This is a genomic window from Streptomyces sp. AF1A (genome assembly GCF_047340315.1).
In the GTDB taxonomy this organism is placed as follows: Bacteria; Actinomycetota; Actinomycetes; order Streptomycetales; family Streptomycetaceae; genus Streptomyces.
In genome coordinates, this window is the sequence record NZ_JBLEBI010000027.1 from 1 (window position 1) to 18,152 (window position 18,152).

General features: G+C 72.8%; 15 protein-coding genes, 1 pseudogene and 1 riboswitch. Of the genes and pseudogenes, 13 read left to right on the forward strand and 3 right to left on the reverse strand.

All coding sequences use genetic code 11. The features are described from left to right. The 3 genes from ACLU3S_RS11480 to ACLU3S_RS11490 all read right to left on the reverse strand — a co-directional run. Positions 1–1,130: M48 family metalloprotease (locus ACLU3S_RS11480; RefSeq protein ID WP_413951674.1), on the reverse strand; the 1,130-nt coding region annotated here is incomplete at its 3' end. A gap of 76 nt (positions 1,131–1,206) precedes the next feature. Beyond that, the gene (locus ACLU3S_RS11485; RefSeq protein ID WP_413951675.1) at positions 1,207–1,920 is read right to left on the reverse strand and encodes a hypothetical protein; all 714 of its coding nucleotides are present in this window, start codon (positions 1,918–1,920) and stop codon (positions 1,207–1,209) included. 251 nt (positions 1,921–2,171) lie between these two features. Further along, complete coding sequence (locus ACLU3S_RS11490; RefSeq protein WP_413951676.1) at positions 2,172–2,870, reverse strand: hypothetical protein; 699 nt, start codon at positions 2,868–2,870, stop codon at positions 2,172–2,174. Between the two features lie 185 nt (positions 2,871–3,055). On the opposite strand from ACLU3S_RS11490, the gene ACLU3S_RS11495 reads away from it, so the two are divergent. From ACLU3S_RS11495 to ACLU3S_RS11555, 13 genes and pseudogenes are all read left to right on the forward strand, one after another. Next, on the forward strand, positions 3,056–5,617 hold the full coding sequence (locus ACLU3S_RS11495; protein ID WP_413951677.1) for an N-6 DNA methylase: 2,562 nt from the start codon (positions 3,056–3,058) through the stop codon (positions 5,615–5,617). A gap of 163 nt (positions 5,618–5,780) precedes the next feature. Continuing rightward, positions 5,781–6,389, forward strand: coding sequence for a hypothetical protein (locus tag ACLU3S_RS11500; protein ID WP_413951678.1), 609 nt, complete (start codon positions 5,781–5,783; stop codon positions 6,387–6,389). Between the two features lie 38 nt (positions 6,390–6,427). Then, positions 6,428–7,921 carry a protein kinase domain-containing protein gene (locus tag ACLU3S_RS11505; RefSeq protein WP_413951714.1) on the forward strand — a complete coding sequence of 498 codons (1,494 nt, stop codon included), beginning with the start codon at positions 6,428–6,430 and terminating at the stop codon, positions 7,919–7,921. 122 nt (positions 7,922–8,043) lie between these two features. Next, positions 8,044–8,871 carry a glycoside hydrolase domain-containing protein gene (locus tag ACLU3S_RS11510; protein WP_413951679.1) on the forward strand — a complete coding sequence of 276 codons (828 nt, stop codon included), beginning with the start codon at positions 8,044–8,046 and terminating at the stop codon, positions 8,869–8,871. A gap of 141 nt (positions 8,872–9,012) precedes the next feature. Continuing rightward, positions 9,013–9,666, forward strand: a complete 654-nt coding sequence (locus ACLU3S_RS11515; RefSeq protein ID WP_413951680.1) for a SurA N-terminal domain-containing protein — start codon at positions 9,013–9,015, stop codon at positions 9,664–9,666. Positions 9,667–9,799: 133 nt separating this feature from the next. Then, positions 9,800–10,822, forward strand: coding sequence for a nucleoside triphosphate pyrophosphohydrolase (locus ACLU3S_RS11520; protein ID WP_413951681.1), 1,023 nt, complete (start codon positions 9,800–9,802; stop codon positions 10,820–10,822). A gap of 24 nt (positions 10,823–10,846) precedes the next feature. Continuing rightward, complete coding sequence (locus tag ACLU3S_RS11525) at positions 10,847–12,157, forward strand: cytochrome P450 family protein (RefSeq protein ID WP_413951682.1); 1,311 nt, start codon at positions 10,847–10,849, stop codon at positions 12,155–12,157. A gap of 141 nt (positions 12,158–12,298) precedes the next feature. Next, positions 12,299–13,333 (forward strand): transglycosylase family protein, encoded by a 1,035-nt coding sequence (locus tag ACLU3S_RS11530; protein ID WP_413951683.1) that lies wholly within the window; start codon positions 12,299–12,301, stop codon positions 13,331–13,333. A 181-nt stretch (positions 13,334–13,514) separates the two neighbouring features. Continuing rightward, positions 13,515–13,684: riboswitch (cyclic di-AMP (ydaO/yuaA leader) on the forward strand. Between the two features lie 4 nt (positions 13,685–13,688). Further along, a complete protein-coding gene (locus tag ACLU3S_RS11535) occupies positions 13,689–14,360 on the forward strand; it encodes a transglycosylase family protein (RefSeq protein WP_413951684.1) in 672 nt (223 codons plus the stop codon). Positions 14,361–14,642: 282 nt separating this feature from the next. Beyond that, the gene (gene eno, locus ACLU3S_RS11540) at positions 14,643–15,929 is read left to right on the forward strand and encodes a phosphopyruvate hydratase (RefSeq protein ID WP_413951685.1); all 1,287 of its coding nucleotides are present in this window, start codon (positions 14,643–14,645) and stop codon (positions 15,927–15,929) included. Positions 15,930–16,045: 116 nt separating this feature from the next. Next, positions 16,046–16,522, forward strand: a complete 477-nt coding sequence (locus ACLU3S_RS11545; RefSeq protein ID WP_413951686.1) for an FtsB family cell division protein — start codon at positions 16,046–16,048, stop codon at positions 16,520–16,522. A gap of 29 nt (positions 16,523–16,551) precedes the next feature. Then, a pseudogene (locus tag ACLU3S_RS11550) lies at positions 16,552–17,001 on the forward strand (DUF501 domain-containing protein); the annotation flags it as partial. Between the two features lie 156 nt (positions 17,002–17,157). Beyond that, a complete protein-coding gene (locus ACLU3S_RS11555; protein ID WP_413951715.1) occupies positions 17,158–18,126 on the forward strand; it encodes an exopolyphosphatase in 969 nt (322 codons plus the stop codon). Positions 18,127–18,152: the final 26 nt, after the last annotated feature.

Sequence of the window (18,152 nt, forward strand, 5' to 3'; positions counted from 1 at the left end):
TCCAGCGCCGCGATGCGGTCGGCCGTGGGCGGGTGACTGTCGTACGGCGACCTCTCCTCGGACGTCTCCTCGGGCAGGGGCTCCCGGGTGAGCGCCTCCAGCTCGGCCCGGCGGGCGGAGTCCGCGAGCAGGAGGGCCAGCCCGCCGTGGAACTGCCCCTCGGGCGGCAGCAGGCCGGCCTCCCAGCCCATCAGGGCGTATGCGTCCAGGTAGAGGTCGTGGGCGGCTTCGAGCGCGGGGATGCGGCGCAGCGCGGCGGCCGTGGTGTCCCGTCCGGCGATCCGGGCGGCGACCAGATCGGCCGCGTACTCCTCCCGGCGGCTGACGGCCTCGGTCAGGCGCAGGCACAGCCGGGCGTAGGCGGAGAAGACGAGGGCCAGGTAGTGGTCCGGGCCCCGCGTGGGCTCCCGCTTCACCGGCGGCGGCTTGCCGGCGGCCCGGCGGCGCGCGGCCCGGGCGGCGAACGCCTCCTGCTGCTCGGCCTCCTCGCGTGCGGCCCGGTGCTCCAGCGTGCGCACCGTGTGCAGCAGCCTGCTGCGCAGCGCCCACAACAGGCAGGCCAGCCGCGTGTCGTCGTGCGCGTAGTGCCCCAACTCGTGGGCGAGCACGGCGTCCAGTTCGTCCTCCGGCAGGCCGATCAGCAGCGCCACGCCGAGGAAGAGCCGCCGTTCACCCGCGACCAGCCCGAGCCACCGGGCATCCTCCTGCACCATGGCGCCGGCACCCGGGATCACCTGGATCCGCGCGGGCGGCCGCGTGCCCACCCGCTCGGCCAGGTCGCGCAGGCGCCGCCACAGTTCCGGCTGCTCCTGCGGCGTCAGCGACAGGCCGGGGATCTCGTCCCGCCCGGCCGGGCGGCCCCGGCTGAGCACGACCACGCGCACCACGCACCAGGCGATCGCCAGCGAGCCGAGCCAGCCCTCGACAGCGACCACCGTGAGCCCCGGGCCCCGGGCCAGGAACACGTCCAGGGCCGCCACCGCGACCAGAACGAGCACGGCCAGCAGATAGAACCCGATCAGCAGCCCGAGGGCGAGCGCGGCACGCACCGGGGTTGCGGGCACGCCGCGGCCGCGTGCGGCGGCTTCTTCGGCGGGCGCCCTGCCGGCCGGGCGGGAGGTCGGAGGCATCGGCATCCTTCACGGGGGACGGAACGGTGAGGAAACGGGACGCCGGTGCTCACGCCTGGCCGCCCGGCTCGGCCTCCTACTTCAGCGCCGCCAGGATCGTCGACGTCACCTTCTTCGCGGACGCGGCGCCGTTGTCGGTGCCCGCCGTGGACAGCACCGTGACGACGGAGTTGCCGGCACGCGCGGCGATCAGCGTCTGGCCATTCTGCCAACTGCCGCTCGTCAGCGTCATCGTGTAGGCCTCGTCACCGAGACCGGACGTGGACCGGCCCCTGACCTTCACCTTGGCGTGCGCGTCGGTGTCCGTGAACGTGGCGCACGCGCCGGCCACCGACTGCACGTCCTTCATCACGTCCTGCGCGGTGGTCCCCTGGAACGCGTCGATCTCCTGGGCGACTTCCTCGGTCTTGTCCGAGTTGACGTAGTCGTTCTGCGCGAAGGAGACGCCGCCCTTGTAGCCGGTTACCTGGATCCAGGAGGTGGTCTCGAGCCTCGCGCAGTCCGGCTTGCCGGCCTTCTTCGCGGACGGGGAGAGGAACTTGGCGCCGCTGTCCGCGGAACCGTCGGCCTCCAGGGTCAGCCCGGACGGGAAGGCCGACGCGGGGGCCAGCGCCTTCTTCAGCTGAGTGCCGGTGAACAGGCCGGCGTTGGGGTCCTTCGGCTTGGCGGGCTTCGCCTTCGCGGCGGTGCCGGAGCCGGAGTCGGAGGACGCATCGGGGGAGCAGGCGGACAGGGCCAGCGGGAGTGCCGTGGCGGCGATCAGCATCACGGCACGGGACGGGAGACGCATCGGAGTCCTTCTCGTAGTGGTGGAACGGTTGTGTACGGTATGCCGTATGGGGTCACATGAAGATCACATAAGGTTCACAGGGAGGCCAAAGCGCTCGCAGAGGTGAGCGCTCCGCCCTGAGGCCGGGTGTGGCGGACCCGGTGGGCCGGCTGCGCGCGCCCGGCGGAGTGCCGGGCGCTCGGGTCGCCGGAGGCCGGCGCTCGGGGCACCGGGGCCCGGCGCCGGCGACGCCGGAGCCGGGAGGGCCGTGGTCAGGCCGTCTTCTTCCAGTCGCCGCACCCGGACGTCTTGAAGTAGGCGTCCGACGGGCCGATGGTGACGACGGCCGTGCCGGTCGCGTTGTCGTTCGCGATGATCGAGTTGAGCCCGTGCGCGGCGTCCCTGGTGCGCTCCCAGTAGCAGTTGTCGTCGGCGCTGTTGCCGGTCGACCGGTAGGTGCCCGGCGCGATGTCGGCGCCGACCTTGAACATGCCGCCGTCGCCGTCCATGGAGGTGGCGGGGGTGCCCTTCGCCTTCGGGTCGACGGCCTCCCAGTCCTTGCAGCCGCTGGACTTGAACAGCTTGTCGGTGGCCTTGATGGTGACGTAACTGGTGCCGGTGACGTTGTCGTTGGCCAGCAGCGAGTCCATCTCGCCCTTGGCGTCCTTGGCGCGCTCCCAGTAGCAGTTGTCGTCGGCGCTGTTGCCGCTCGTGCGGTACGTCCCGGGTTTCACGTCGGAACCGACCCGGTAGTCGCCGTCCCCGCCGAAGGCGGCCTTCTTCTTCTCGGTCGCCGCGGCGCCCTTCGAGCCCTTCTTGCTGCCGGGCGTGTGCCCGGCGGAGGCCGACGAGGCCTTGTCGCCGCTGCCGGAGCCGCTGTGCTTGCCGTCACTGCCGCCGTTCGCCGACACGGCGCCGATGACGACAACCCCCACGACGGCGCCCAGCGCGATCTTGGCCTTCATGCCCATGGCGAATCCCTCCCCAAGAGGCGGCCCCCCCTCCGGTGACCGCTCGTTCGCTGGGTCAATAACAGCAGAGCTTGTGAACCGAGTCAACACGGTTCACAGGATTGGCCAAGTACACGCTCGTGAATGCCTGGATCTTGAATCCGCGGCTATGCTCGGCGCAATACGGGACGAGGGGAGCGCGGCGGGTGCAGGACAACGCGACAGAGGTGACCGCGGCCGGGATCGCACGGCTCGCCGGGGTGGGCCGTGCCGCCGTCAGCAACTGGCGCCGCCGGCACGCCGACTTCCCCAAGCCGGTCGGCGGCACCGAGACCAGCCCGTCGTTCGCCCTCGCCGAGGTCGAGGCCTGGCTGCGCAAGCAGGGCAAACTCGCCGAGGTCCCGCTGCGCGAGCGGGTCTGGCAGCAGCTCGCCGGGCATCCCGAGGGGCCGCTGACGGCCCTGGTGCACGCCGGCTGCGCGCTGCTGCTGATCCACGAGCGCCCCACCGTGTGGCTCGACGTCTGCGCGGGTTCGGACGAGCGCCTGGCCGCGATGCTGCCGGGCGCGCTGGAGCAGGTGCTGACCCCGCGCTTCGGCGGAGCGCCGGATCGTGCGGTGCACAGCGGGTGGTCCGCGAGTGCCGGGGCGGGTGTGAACACCGGCCGTGGTGCGGAGGACGTGAACCGGGCGGGTGGTGCACAGGGTGTGAACACGGCCGATGGTGCACAGGGTGTGAACCCGGTCGGCGGCGCGCAGGGTGTGAACGCGGCCGGCGGTGGACAGGGTGTGAACCCGGCCGGCGGTGGACAGGGTGTGAACGCGACATCGCCCGCCGGTGGTGTGAACGCCTCCCCGCCGGCGCCCGGTGTGAACGCGGGCTCAGCCATGCCCGGTGTGAACGCCGGCGCCGCGGCCCGCGCTGCGCACACCGACCGCACGGCTCCTGCTGTGAACGCCGGGCACCCCACGCCCGGCACGCACCCCACGCCCGGCACGCACCCCACGCCCGGCGCGCACCCCGTGCCCGGCACGCCCTCCGCGCCCGGCGCCCACCCCGCGCCCGGCGCCCACCCGGCTCCAGGCACCGCGGCTTCCCCCGCCCCCAGCGCCGCCGCCGGCGCCGCCCGCAGCGCCGCTCCGAGTCCCGCCCTGCGCACCCCCACCGGCCCCCAACTCCTGCCCTCCGCCCCGCTGCTGCGCGGGGCCGCCGAGCTGGCCGCCGAGATCGGGGCGAGGCAGACCTTCGAGTTCCTGCTGGGCCGGCATCTGGACGCCAACCCACGGCAGTACACGCTCACGCCGGCCGAACTCGCCGGACTCATGGCCGACCTCGCCGGAACCGCCCGCACCGTCCTGGACCCGGCCTGCGGCACCGGCGCCCTGCTGCGCGCCGTGGACGTCCGCCCCGACCAGGAGCTCTACGCCCAGGACAGCGCCCCCGACCTCGCCGCGCTGACCGCGCTGCGACTCGCGCTGCACTCGCGGGCCGCCGTGCGCGGCGCGGTCGGCGACACCCTGCGCGCCGACGCCTTCCCCGAGCTGCGCGCCGACGCCGTGCTGTGCCACCCGCCGTTCAACGAGCGCAACTGGGGCCACGACGAACTCGCCTACGACCCGCGCTGGGAGTACGGCTTCCCGGCGCGCACCGAGTCGGAGCTGGCCTGGGTGCAGCACGCGCTGGCCCGGCTCACCGACGGTGGCACGGCGGTGCTGCTGATGCCGCCGGCCGCCGCGTCCCGCCGTTCCGGGCGCCGGATCCGCGCCGACCTGCTGCGCCGGGGTGCGCTCAGGGCGGTGGTCGCGCTGCCGGTCGGTGCGGCACCGCCGTACAACATCCCGCTGCACGTGTGGGTGCTGCGCCGGCCCGACCGGACGCCGGCGACGCCCGAGGTGCTGCTCGTGGACACGGGGAGGTTCGCCGGGGAGGGGCGGGGCGGGCCGGACTGGGAGGCGGTGCGGGACACCGTCCTGGACGCCTGGCGTGCCTTCACGCGCGCGGGGCGGCTCGAGGAAAGGCCGGGGCTGGCACGGTCGCTGCCGGTCATCGAACTCCTCGACGACGACGTGGACTTCGCTCCCGCGCGCCATCTCCCGCCCGCCGTGGCCGACGGCGCGGAGCAGCTCACGGCGGTGCGCGAGCGCCTCGGCGCGACCCTGCGCCTGACCGCCGACCTCACCCCGCCGCCCGCCGACCCGGCCCCGCCCGCGCGCTGGCCGCTCACCACCGTCGGCGAGCTCGCGCGCGGGGGCGCGCTGCTGCTGCGCACCGGTGGAAACGGCGGCCACGCGCGCGTGCCCGTGCTCACCGACCACGACGTGCTCGCCGGAACGGCGCCTTCGGGCTCGCTCCCCGAGAGCGACGAGGAGGCGGTGCTGACCGAGCCGGGCGACGTCGTCGTACCGGTGCTCGGCGGGGGCTCGATGGCGCGCGTGATCGACGAGGCGACGCAGGGTGCCGTGCTCGGGCGCAACCTCGTGCTGCTGCGCCCCGACCACGCGGCGCTGGACCCGTGGTTCCTCGCCGGCTTCCTGCGCGGAACCGCCAACAACCGGCAGGCCAGCAGCTACGCCTCCACCGCGACCCGCCTGGACGTGCGCCGGCTGCAGCTGCCCCGGCTCCCGCTGGACGAACAGCGGCGCTACGGCGCGCGGTTCCGCGCCCTCGACGAGTTCGAGCGGGCCCTGCGCCACGCGAGCCGGCTCGGGGAGCACCTCGTGCGCGGGATGTACGACGGGCTCACGGACGGGACGGTGGCACCGGACTGAGCTCGCCGGAGGGCCGCACGGAGCCGATCGGTGCCGATTGGTGCCGATCGGTGCGACAACGGTTCGGTAGACCCGGGACCGGTTGTCCGCGGCGGCCTATACGCTCGGATCCGGCACACACGCCCGACCCGTCAAGCAACCCATCAGGCCTCCAGGAGCAGCCATGCAAGGCCCCGGCTACGCGCCGCCTCGCCCGCAGCCACCCTCGACCGGGGTGCTGGTCGTGCTGCGTGTGATCTTCGTGGCCGTGGCGCTCCTCAGCATCGGCTTCCTGGCGTGGGTGGCGCCGCTGCGCGCGGCGATCGTGACCCGCAGGCGTGCCGAGTGGCTGTTCTTCGCGGGGTCGGTGCTGGTCCTCTGCATCAGCTTCGCCTTCCTCAGCACGGACCACACCGACGACTTCAGCACCCCGAACGGCAACGCGGGCATGATCATCCTGTTGCTGAACGCCGTGGCCTGCGTCGCCTACTACCTCTACGCGGACATACGCCACTTCAGCCGGCTCCGCCAGGCCCACACCGGGCACCTGCCGCCGGGGCCGGGCTACGCGTACCCGCAGCCCGTGCCGCCGTTCGGCGCGACGAGCGCGCCGAGCCTGCCGCAGCCCCCGTACACCCCGGCCCCGACGCCCGCCGTGTCCCTGCCCCAGCCACCCGTTCCCGCGCCGCCCCAGCGCCCCGCGCCCAGCCACATCGACCAGGTGCGCGCCGAACTGGACGAGCTGAGCGACTTCCTGCGCAAGCACGACGGGCACGACGAGGGCGGAAGGTGACCGTGGCGACAGGACGTGTCGTCGCCGGCCGCTACGAACTGTCCACCCTCATCGGGCAGGGCGGCATGGGCCAGGTGTGGACGGCGTACGACCAGCGGCTCGACCGGCGCGTGGCGGTGAAGCTGCTGCGCCCCGACAAGGTGGCCGGCCAGGAGGCGGACGAGCTGCGCCGCCGCTTCGTGCGCGAGTGCCGGGTGACCGCGCAGGTGGACCACCCCGGTCTGGTGACGGTGCACGACGCGGGCAGCGAGGGCGAGGAGCTGTTCCTCGTCATGCAGTACGTGGACGGCGCCGACCTCTCCGACCACCTGGCCGAGCACGACCCGTACCCGTGGCAGTGGGCGGTGGCGGTGGCCGCGCAACTGTGCGCCGTGCTGAGCGCCGTGCACGCCGTGCCGATCATCCACCGCGACCTCAAGCCGCGCAACGTGATGGTGAAGCAGGACGGCACGGTCACGGTCCTCGACCTGGGCGTGGCCTCCGTCATGGACACGGACACCACCCGCCTCACCCACACCGGCTCCCCGATCGGCTCGCCCGCCTACATGGCGCCCGAGCAGGCGATGGGCGGCGCGGTCGGCCCGTACACCGACCTGTACGCGCTCGGGGTGCTGCTGCACGAACTGCTCAGCGGCGACGTGCCGTTCGCGGGCACGACGGCGCTCGGCGTGCTGCACCGCCACCTGTACGAGCCCCCGCTGCCCGTGCGCCGTATCCGCCCGGAGGTCCCGGAGGCGCTCGAGAGCGTCGTCCTGCGCCTGCTCGCCAAGGACCCGCAGCACCGGCCGGCCTCCGCGCAGCAGGTGTACGAGGAGCTGGCTCCGCTGCTGCCCCCGCGCGGCATGCCCACCGGGGCGCCCCTGGATCCCACGCGGCCCTTCCTGCGCCCGCACGCCCCGTGGCCGGACCGCGCGCGCACGCCCGCGCCCCAGCCCGCCCCGGTCGCGTCGGCGCCGCCGGCGGCCGGGAAGCCGGATGTCGCCGCCGCCGTCGACGAGGTCAAGCGCCTCCTGGGGGAGGGGCGCATCACCCAGGCCGTCGACATCCTGGGCGCGATCCTGCCCGTGGCGGCCCAGCGGCACGGCGACCACTCGCCGGTCGTGCGCACCCTGCGCAAGCAGTACGCGGCGACCCTCATGGACGACGGCCAGTACCGGCGCGCGCTGCCCGAACTGCGCCGGCTCGCCGACGAACGCGCCGCCGAGGCCGGCCAGGCCGACCCGCAGTCCCTGCGCTTCCGCTACGAGGCCGCGCAGTGCCTGGAGCAGCTCGGCGAGCCCGCGGCGGCGCTCGCCGAGTACCGCGCGCTGCTGCCGTACTACGAGAACCAGTACGTCTCCGGCGACCCGCAGCAGGCCCACGACGTCCGCCGGCGCATCGGCCATCTGCTGCTCGCGCTGGGCGACCGGCCGGCCGCCCACGACACCCTCGCGCGGCTGCTGATGGACGTGGAGCGCGTGCACGGCCCGGCGCACCCCCTCGCGGCGGACATCCGCCGCACGCTGCAGTGGCTGGGGCAGGTGCGCGGATAGTCTTTGCGCTTCCCTGAACAAATCTTGTGATCCTCAGGGGATCGCTTTTTCCAACGGTATGAAGAGCGCTGGATAGGTTGCGCTTCGCTTTGCCAGGTACGTACGAACAGGGGTGGGGACTCATGGCCGGCCATCGGCAGTCCAGGAAGCGCAGATACATCACGTGGGCGGTGGCCGGGGCCGCCGTCGCCGCCGGGGCCGGGGTCGCCGCGCAGGCCTCCATGGCGGCCACCACCTGGCCGGCGCAGAAGACGTTCACCGGCCGCGCGTTCGACACGTGCGCCGCGCCCTCGCTGTCGGCGATGAAGGCCTGGCACACCGGCTTCTACGGCGCCGCCGCCGTGTACGTGGGCGGCAAGAACCGCGGCTGCTCCCAGCCCAACCTCACCGCCTCCTGGGTGAAGTCGGTCAGCTCGCTCGGCTGGAAGCTCGTCCCGATCTACGTCGGCGCCCAGCCGTCCTGCCAGTCCGGCTCCAACCCGGAGAAGATGACGGCCTCCACCGCCGCCTCCCTCGGCGCCTCCGACGGCGCCGACGCGGTGGCCAAGGCGTCGGCGCTCGGCATGAAGGCGGGCAGCCCGATCTACCTCGACATGGAGGCGTACGACACCACGAACACGTCGTGCAACACCGCCGTGCTGACGTACGTACGCGCCTTCGACAAGGCGCTGCACGCCAAGACGTACCGGGCGGGTTACTACGGCTTCACCAGCTCCAGCGCCAAGGCCGTCGCCACCGCGTCCGACAAGACGGACCTGCCGGGCAACCTCTGGTACGCGCTGTGGGACAAGCACAACACGACGACCACGGACTGGCCGTGGGGCTCCAAGCAGTTCACCAACCACAGCCGCGCCCACCAGTACATGGTGAACAGCAAGGAGACGCGGGGCGGCTACACGATCACCGTGGACCGTGACGCCTGGGACGCCCCGGTGGCCATCACCGGCTGAGCGGAGCGCGCGAGGGCGCGGCGGTGCCCGAAGTCGCGGTGAATCGTTGGTCGAATGGGTTGGCCGGAGCAGTGCCGCTGCCTACCATCGATCACCGCAAGACCTTGTGCACCGTCGCACAATCTCCCCTGGAGGTTCTCCTTGCACCGCCGCCGTCGCACCGCGCTCGTCCTCACCGCCGCGATCGCCGCCGCGGCACCCCTCCTGACCGCCTGCGGAAACGATGCGCACCCGGGCACGGCGGCCGTCGTCGGAGGACAGCGCATCACCGTCTCCCAGCTGGAGAACCGGGTCAACGAGGTCCGGCGGGCCCAGCGGGCCGCGGTGCCGGACCCGACCCAGTACCAGCAGGTGCTGGCCGCCACCAGCAGCCTCACCCGCGACACCCTGCACAACATGGTCCTCGACCGGGTGCTGCACCGGGCCGCGCAGGACGAGGGCGTCACGGTCACCCGCAGGGAGATCCAGCAGATGCGCGCGAGCCTGGAGCAGCAGGCGGGCGGCTCCAAGGGCCTGGAGACCGCCTGGCTGCAGAAGTACGGCATCGCGCCCGCGCGCCTCGACGACAACCTGCGGCTGCAGGTGGAGGCGCAGAAGCTGGCGGCCCGGCTCGGCACCGACCCCACCCAGCCCGCCTTCTGGAAGGCCTTGTCGAAGGCCTCGCAGGAGCTGCACGTCGACCTCAACCCGCGGTACGGCACCTGGGACGTGCAGAAGAGCAGCCGGGTGGACGCCAAGACGCCGTGGGTGCGGGAGGTCTCGACGGCGTCGGGCGGGCAGCCGCTGACGGCGTAGGGCCGCCGGGGAGCCGGAACGGCGGGGCGGCGGGCAGGCCCGAGGAGGGCTCAGTGGTCATACGATCACACGATCCCCCGGGCCTGTGGACAACGGAGATCCGCTCGCCGCCGCGGTGGGTTACGTTCGGAGCGTGAACGCATCCAGCCCCGAAGCCACCGGCGCCGGGCCCACCGGCCCGGACTCCGCCGACCCCGGCCGCATCGTCCTGCTCACCACCAGCCACCGCGTCGCCCCCGGCCTGCTGTCCTGGCCCGCCTGGCAGGCCCTGCGCGCCGCCGACGCCGTGCTCTGCGCGGACGGCGCCCATCCGCAGCTGCCGTATCTGCGGGAGGCCGGGATAGCGGTGACACAGGCCTCGCCCACCGCCGAGGAGCTGGTCGGCGCCTGCGCCGGCGGGCGGAGCGTGGTGGTCGTGGCGACCGGGGAGGGCGAGCCGGCCCTCACCGACGGCCTGGCCAGGCTGGCCGGCACGGGCCGGGTGCGCATGCCGGATCTGGAGCTGCTGCCCGCCTCCTACGACCTGCCCGGCGCCCGCCTGCTCGACCTCGTCCAGGTCATGGACCGCATTCGCGCCGAGTGCCCCTGGTCCTCCCGGCAGACCCACGAGGGCCTGGCCAAGTACGGCATCGAGGAGGCGTACGAACTGGTCGAGGCGATCGAGGCGGGCGACCGCGCGGAGCTGCGCGAGGAGCTCGGCGACGTCCTCCTCCAGGTCGTCTTCCACTCCAGCATCGCCGAGGAGGACCCGGACGAGCCGTTCTCCATCGACGACGTGGCCGCCGGCATCGTCGCCAAGCTGATCCACCGCCACCCGCACGTCTTCGGCGACGAGAAGGCCGAGACCCCGGAGGACGTCAAGGAGCACTGGCTGCGCACCAAGGCCGAGGAGAAGCGGCGCACCTCGGTCACGGAGGGCGTCCCGCTCGGCCAGCCCGGCCTGGCCCTCGCCGCCAAACTCGCCTCCCGCACCCGCATCGCCGGCCTGGACGTCCCCCTCCCCCGGGGCGAGGGCGTCGGCTACGAGCTCCTCGCGCTCGCCGTGCGCGCCGAAGCCGACGGCATCGACCCGGAAGCGGCCCTGCGAGCAGCGGCCCGCGCCTACCGGGACGCGATACGCGCGGCGGAGGGCCCCGGCCCGAACGAGAGCCGGTAGCCCGCCGCCGGATACGGTCGAGGGGTGACCGAGCAGTACCGCCCCGACGACGGCGCGCCCGCCCTCTTCGGCTGGGAGTTCGCCTCCGACCCGTATCCCGCCTACGCCTGGCTGCGACAGCACGCGCCGGTGCACCGGACGCGACTGCCCAGCGGGGTCGAGGCGTGGCTGGTGACGCGGTACGCCGACGCCCGGCAGGCCCTGGCCGACCAGCGGCTGAGCAAGAACCCGGCGCATCACGACGAGCCGGCGCACGCCAAGGGCAAGACCGGCATTCCGGGCGAGCGGAAGGCCGAGCTGATGACGCATCTGCTGAACATCGACCCGCCGGACCACACCCGGCTGCGCCGGCTGGTCAGCAAGGCGTTCACGCCCCGCCGGGTCGCCGAGTTCGCGCCGCGGGTGCAGGAGCTGACCGACCGGCTCATCGACGGCTTCGCCGCCCGCGGCAGCGCCGACCTCATCCACGAGTTCGCCTTTCCGCTGCCCATCTACGCCATCTGCGACCTGCTCGGCGTCCCGCGCGAGGACCAGGACGACTTCCGGGACTGGGCGGGCATGATGCTGCGACATACAAAAGCGGGGCACGGCGGGGGGCGGCGCGGCGGGGTCGCCCGGTCGGTCAAGATGATGCGCGGCTACCTGGCCGAGCTGATCCACAGGAAGCGGCAGGCGCTGCCCGCCGAGCCCAGGCCCGGCGAGGACCTCATCTCCGGTCTCATCCGCGCCTTCGACCACGGCGAGCACCTCACCGAGAACGAGGCCGCCGCGATGGCCTTCATCCTGCTGTTCGCCGGCTTCGAGACCACCGTCAACCTCATCGGCAACGGCACGTACGCCCTGCTCACCCACCCCGAGCAGCGCCACCGTCTCCAGGACTCCCTCGCCCGGGGCGAGCACGGCCTCCTGGCGACCGGAGTGGAGGAACTCCTGCGCTACGACGGCCCGGTGGAGCTGGCCACCTGGCGCTTCGCCACCGAGCCGCTCACCATCGGCGGGCAGCGCATCGCGCCCGGCGACCCCGTGCTCGTCGTCCTGGCCGCCGCCGACCGGGACCCGGAGCGGTTCGCCGACCCGGACGTGCTGGACCTCGCCAGGCGGGACAACCAGCACCTCGGCTACGGGCACGGCATCCACTACTGCCTCGGCGCGCCGCTCGCCCGCCTGGAAGGGCGAACCGCGCTGGCCACGCTCCTGTCCCGGCTGCCCGACCTGCGGCTCGGGGCCGATCCGGCCGATCTGCGGTGGCGCGGCGGGCTCATCATGCGGGGCCTGCGCACCCTGCCCGTGGAGTTCACCCCGGAGGCCGGAAAGGCCGCAGAACGGCAAACGTGAAGGGCGTTCAACTATGTGATCTTCACGTGATCTGCGCGGCATGAACTTGTGACAAGTGATCGTCTGCCTATACGTTCACCCATCAGTGTGGCGGCACACGTCGCCGCCACGCGGTTCTGCCGTCGCACGAAAGGCTTCCGCATGCTCTCCGGGAACGGTCGTCACCGTCGCCCCCGTCAGGCTCCGGCCCTCCTCGTCGCGGCCGGAGTGACCGGCTCCGCCATCGCGATCCCCCTCCTGGGCGCCGCGAGCGCCAACGCGGCCGACGGAACCACGTGGGACAAGGTGGCCGAGTGCGAGAGCGGCGGCATCTGGAGCGCGGACACCGGCAACGGCTACCACGGCGGCCTGCAGATATCCCAGGCCGACTGGGCCAAGTACGGCGGCACGCAGTACGCCCCGAGCGCCGACCGGGCCAGCCGCTCGCAGCAGATCGCCGTCGCCGAGAAGATCCTCGCCGACCAGGGCACCACTCCCTGGGCCACCTGCGCCCTGCTGTCCGGGCTGACCTCCAACACGGGTTCCGTGGACGTCGACACGGGCGTCGGCGGCTCCGGCCACGGCCACGATTCGGGCGACTCGTCCGGATCGAGCGACACCTCCGACTCGTCCGGCTTGTCGGATTCCCTGCCCTCGTCCGACGCCAACTCCGGCTCCGGCGACGGCTCGTCCTCCGACTCGACGGTCTCGGCGACCCCCGGCTCCGCCGGGGACGCGACGGCGGACCCGGGGACGGCCACCGGCTCCCCGGAGACCAAGACCCCCAAGTCGGACAAGTCGCCCTCTATCGACACCGGAGCCTCCCAGGGTGACACCGCCTCCCCCCCTGCCATCCCTCCGGTGGGCGAAGCGGACAATTCCCAGCAACCCGTCGCTTCTTGGAGCCTGGTGGACACCGGCTCCCTCGGCAGCGGCGGGCGTCACCGTGGCGGCAGTGCGGACGAAAGCGCGGCAAACGGACAGAACGCCACCTCGTCCGGCCGGCACGCCTCTCCGGGGGCCGGCGCCTACACCGTCCGCGAGGGCGACACCCTCGCCTCCATCGCCGACTCCCTTGACGTCGACGGCGGATGGCACGCCCTCTACTCCGCGAACAAGAAGGCCATCGGCGCCGACCCGAACCACATCAATGCCGGTCAGACCCTGAAAGTCGGTACGGAAACGGACGCGGACTAGCGGGAGTTGACGCCCCACTTCGCACCTGATGTCCGGTTCGGTGAAAGTGTGGGATGAGTCTCAGAAGCCCTGATCGCCTTTGAAATTCCGCCGACCGCCTGTCTACGGTCGATCCGCTCGTCCTCACGAGCCCCGGCAGCCGCAACGCCGAATCCTGCCAGCGGTTGCCCGGGAACAGTCGTCGCGTCATGCGCCGCAGGCAGGAGCGGGGGACCCAAGGTAGGTGCCGGTCCCGGCGGTTGACGCCGGACCGGCTCGGGGTGAAGCCGCGCCTCACGAGAGGGGCGCGGCCGGGCAACTCAACCGGCCCGAACCCGACAGCTCACCTCGCAGGCGTCGGTGAGGGGATCGATCCATGCTGTTCTCCGGCAAGGGCAAGCACCGTCGCCCGTCCAAGACCAACCGTGCCGTCGCGATCGCCGGTGTCACCGGTGCCGTGGTCGCCGCCCCGCTGATGGCGGCCGGCAACGCCTCCGCCGCCACCGCCTCGCAGTGGGACGCGGTCGCCCAGTGCGAGTCCGGCGGCAACTGGTCCATCAACACCGGCAACGGCTACTACGGCGGTCTGCAGTTCTCCGCCTCCACCTGGGCCGCGTACGGCGGCACCGCCTATGCCCCGCAGGCCAACCAGGCCACCAAGGCGCAGCAGATAGCCGTCGCCGAGAAGGTCCTCGCCTCGCAGGGCAAGGGCGCCTGGCCGGTCTGCGGCAAGGGCCTGACGAGCACCCCGTACAACGGCTCCGCGCCGACCGCCTCGAAGAGCACCACCACCCGCTCCGACCGGCAGGCCGCCACCCGCTCCACCACGCGTACGGCGCCGAAGGCGAGCAGGACCGTCACCACCCCGACCGGCACGAAGGTCAAGAAGGGCGACGGCGAGTACAAGGTTGTCAAGGGTGACACCCTCAGCTCCATCGCCGTGCGGCACCACGTCCGGGGCGGCTGGCAGAAGCTGTTCCAGCTGAACAAGGACATCGTGCGGGACGCCGACCTCATCTACCCGGGCCAGCAGCTGCACCTCAAGTAAGCCCGGCCCACCCCGTCGGCCGGCTCTCCGGCCGGCCCCCGTCCCCACGGACTCCCCGCCCCGGCGCGTGTTCCCCCGTACGCGCCGGGGCGGGGTCTTTTTGCGTGTCCTGTGCACCCACCCTTTGTTCCGCGAGTGAACAATAGGTACCGTCTGCGTGTCCCTTCCGTCCACGGGGCGGTCGGTCGGTGGCCGGCGCCCCTGGGACGGTTAGGCTCTAGTCGCAAGGCACAGCCGTAAGGCACACAGCCCCGCACTTTCAGCGTCACATCCAAGAAGGAGATGCTCGTGCCGTCCATCGACGTCGTCGTAGCCCGGGAAATCCTGGACTCCCGAGGCAACCCCACGGTCGAGGTCGAGGTCGGCCTCGACGACGGCAGCACCGGTCGTGCCGCCGTCCCGTCCGGCGCCTCCACCGGCGCCTTCGAGGCCATCGAGCTCCGTGACGGCGACCCCAACCGCTACCAGGGCAAGGGCGTCGAGAAGGCCGTCCTCGCGGTCATCGAGCAGATCGGCCCGGAGCTGGTCGGCTACGACGCCACCGAGCAGCGCCTGATCGACCAGGCCATGTTCGACCTGGACGCCACCGACAACAAGGGCTCCCTCGGCGCCAACGCCATCCTCGGCGTCTCCCTGGCCGTCGCGCACGCCGCCTCCGAGGCGTCCGACCTGCCGCTCTTCCGCTACCTGGGCGGTCCGAACGCGCACCTGCTGCCGGTGCCGATGATGAACATCCTGAACGGCGGCTCGCACGCCGACTCCAACGTGGACATCCAGGAGTTCATGATCGCCCCCATCGGCGCGGAGTCCTTCTCCGAGGCCCTGCGCTGGGGCACCGAGGTCTACCACACCCTGAAGAAGGTCCTGAAGAACAAGGGCCTGTCCACCGGCCTCGGCGACGAGGGCGGCTTCGCCCCGAACCTCGGCTCCAACCGCGAGGCCCTCGACCTCATCCTCGAAGCGATCAAGGAGGCCGGATACGCGCCCGGCGAGCAGATCGCCCTCGCGCTCGACGTCGCCGCGTCCGAGTTCTACAAGGACGGCACGTACCTCTTCGAGGGCAAGGAGCGCTCCGCCGCCGAGATGACGGAGTACTACGAGGAGCTCGTCGCGGCCTATCCGCTCGTCTCCATCGAGGACCCGCTGTTCGAGGACGACTGGGCCGGCTGGAAGGTCATCACCGACAAGCTCGGCGACAAGGTCCAGCTCGTCGGCGACGACCTGTTCGTCACCAACCCCGAGCGCCTGGCCCGCGGCATCGAGGAGGGCGCCGCCAACGCCCTGCTGGTGAAGGTCAACCAGATCGGCTCGCTCACCGAGACCCTGGACGCCGTCGAGCTGGCCCAGCGCAGCGGCTTCAAGTGCATGATGTCCCACCGCTCCGGCGAGACCGAGGACGTCACCATCGCCGACCTGGCCGTCGCCACCAACTGCGGCCAGATCAAGACCGGCGCCCCGGCCCGCTCCGAGCGCGTCGCCAAGTACAACCAGCTGCTCCGCATCGAGGAGATCCTCGACGACGCCGCGGTGTACGCGGGCCGCAGCGCGTTCCCGCGCTTCAAGGGCTGAGCCCTCCCGGGCCACGTCCCGCCAGTCCTCCGTACGTCCCCGTACCCGGTCCCGTACCGTGTCCGGGGACGTACGCACGTGTGAGGCAGACGGCACAAGGGGAGGCGGAGCACCAGATGGCCGTGAAGGACCGGGACCGTTTCTCCACCGCGACCAGGCTGCGGCTGCTCGGCGAACAGACCGCCGCCCGGGTCTACCGCTCCCAGACCAGACGGCAGGCCCGCCGGTCCCGGCTCACCGGCCGGGCGGCGCTGCTCGTCCTGGTGCTGTGCTCCCTGGTCGTCGCGCTCGCCTACCCGATGCGGCAGTACGTCTCCCAGCGCGCCCAGATCGCCGACCTCCAGCGGCAGCAGGAGCAGGCCCGCGCACGCGTCGAACAGCTGCGTGACCTCAAGGCGCGCTGGCAGGACGACGCCTACGCCGAGCAGCAGATCCGGCGGCGGCTGCACTACGTGATGCCCGGCGAGACCGGGTACGTGGTCGTCGACCCGGGCGCGGGCCGGCACTCCCGCGCCGACCTCGGGGCCGCCCACCGGCCCTGGTACACGAACGTCTGGGACGGGGTCGACAAGTCCGACGCCTCCGACCAGTGACCCACAGAAAGCCTGACGAAAAAGCAGTCATGGAAACCCCTCCGCCGCCCACTCCGCGCTCCGAGCCCACCGACGCGGACGTCGAGGCCTTCCAGCAGCAGCTCGGCCGCCCGCCGCGGGGCCTCAGGGCCATCGCGCACCGCTGTCCCTGCGGTCAGCCGGACGTCGTGGAGACGGCACCGCGCCTGCCCGACGGCACGCCCTTCCCGACGACGTACTACCTGACGTGCCCGCGCGCCGCTTCGGCGATCGGGACGCTGGAGGCGAACGGCGTCATGAAGGAGATGACGCAGCGGCTCCAGGACGACCCCGAGCTGGCCGCCGCCTACCGGGCCGCCCACGAGGACTACATCAGGCGCCGGGACGAGATCGAGGTCCTGGAGGGCTTCCCCAGCGCCGGCGGCATGCCGGACCGCGTCAAGTGCCTGCACGTCCTGGTCGCCCACTCGCTGGCCGCCGGCCCCGGCGTCAACCCGCTCGGCGACGAGGCGATCGCGATGCTGCCCGAGTGGTGGCGCAAGGGGCCGTGCGTGCAGCCGCTCAAGGCGCCCGACCCGGCGGACGAGCACCCCGGGGAGCAGGGCGCGGTCCTCGATCCGGCCGAGGCCCGCAGCGGGTTCTTCGCGGACCGGCCGCTGGTCGCGGAGGGCTTCTCCCGGGTCGCCGCCGTCGACTGCGGCACCAACTCCATCCGGCTGCTCGTCGCCGACGTCAACCCGGCCACCGGCGAGCTGCTGGAGCTGGACCGGCGCATGACGATCGTGCGGCTCGGCCAGGATGTGGACCGCACCGGCCGGCTCGCGCCCGAGGCGCTGGAGCGGACCTTCGCCGCGTGCCGGGAGTACGCCGGCGTGATCCGTGAACTCGGCGCTGCCACCGTGCGGTTCGTCGCCACCTCCGCCTCCCGCGACGCCGAGAACCGCGAGGAGTTCGTGCGTGGGGTCGTGGACATCCTCGGCGTGGAGCCGGAGGTCATCAGCGGGGACCAGGAGGCCGAGTTCTCCTTCACGGGAGCCACGAAGGAGCTCACGGGCCGTACGGACCTCGCCCGGCCCTACCTGGTGGTGGACATCGGCGGCGGCTCCACCGAGTTCGTCGTCGGCGACGACCACGTGCGGGCCGCGCGGTCCGTGGACGTCGGCTGCGTGCGGATGACGGAACGGCACCTGGTGCACGACGGCAAGGTCTCCGACCCGCCCACCGAGGACGAGGTCGCCGCCATACGGGCCGACATCGAGGCCGCCCTGGACCTCGCGGAGGAGACCGTCCCGCTGCGCGAGGCGCGCACCCTGGTGGGGCTGGCCGGCTCGGTCACCACCGTCTCGGCGATCGCCCAGGACCTGCCCGAGTACGACTCCGCACGCATCCACCACTCCCGGATCACCCGCGACCGCGTCCGCGAGATCACCGAGTGGCTGCTGCGCTCCACGCACGCCGAGCGCGCGGCGGTGGGCTCCATGCACCCGGGCCGGGTCGACGTGATCGGGGCGGGCGCCCTCGTCCTGCTCGCGATCATGGAGCGAACCGGCGCCGAGGAGGTCGTCGTCAGCGAGCACGACATCCTCGACGGCATAGCTCACAGCTGCGCCGCCGAGGCGCGCTGAGGGGCACTTCAGACGATGCCGGCACC

Excerpts from the sequence above, each read along its gene's own strand:
- ACLU3S_RS11535 (WP_413951684.1), top strand. The coding sequence starts at position 13,689 with ATGCTGTTCTCCGGCAAGGGCAAGCACCGTCGCCCGTCCAAGACCAAC.
- ACLU3S_RS11530 (WP_413951683.1), top strand. The coding sequence starts at position 12,299 with ATGCTCTCCGGGAACGGTCGTCACCGTCGCCCCCGTCAGGCTCCGGCC.
- ACLU3S_RS11490 (WP_413951676.1), bottom strand. The coding sequence starts at position 2,870 with ATGGGCATGAAGGCCAAGATCGCGCTGGGCGCCGTCGTGGGGGTTGTC.
- eno (WP_413951685.1), top strand. The coding sequence starts at position 14,643 with ATGCTCGTGCCGTCCATCGACGTCGTCGTAGCCCGGGAAATCCTGGAC.
- ACLU3S_RS11500 (WP_413951678.1), top strand. The coding sequence starts at position 5,781 with ATGCAAGGCCCCGGCTACGCGCCGCCTCGCCCGCAGCCACCCTCGACC.
- ACLU3S_RS11510 (WP_413951679.1), top strand. The coding sequence starts at position 8,044 with ATGGCCGGCCATCGGCAGTCCAGGAAGCGCAGATACATCACGTGGGCG.
- ACLU3S_RS11485 (WP_413951675.1), bottom strand. The coding sequence starts at position 1,920 with ATGCGTCTCCCGTCCCGTGCCGTGATGCTGATCGCCGCCACGGCACTC.
- ACLU3S_RS11545 (WP_413951686.1), top strand. The coding sequence starts at position 16,046 with ATGGCCGTGAAGGACCGGGACCGTTTCTCCACCGCGACCAGGCTGCGG.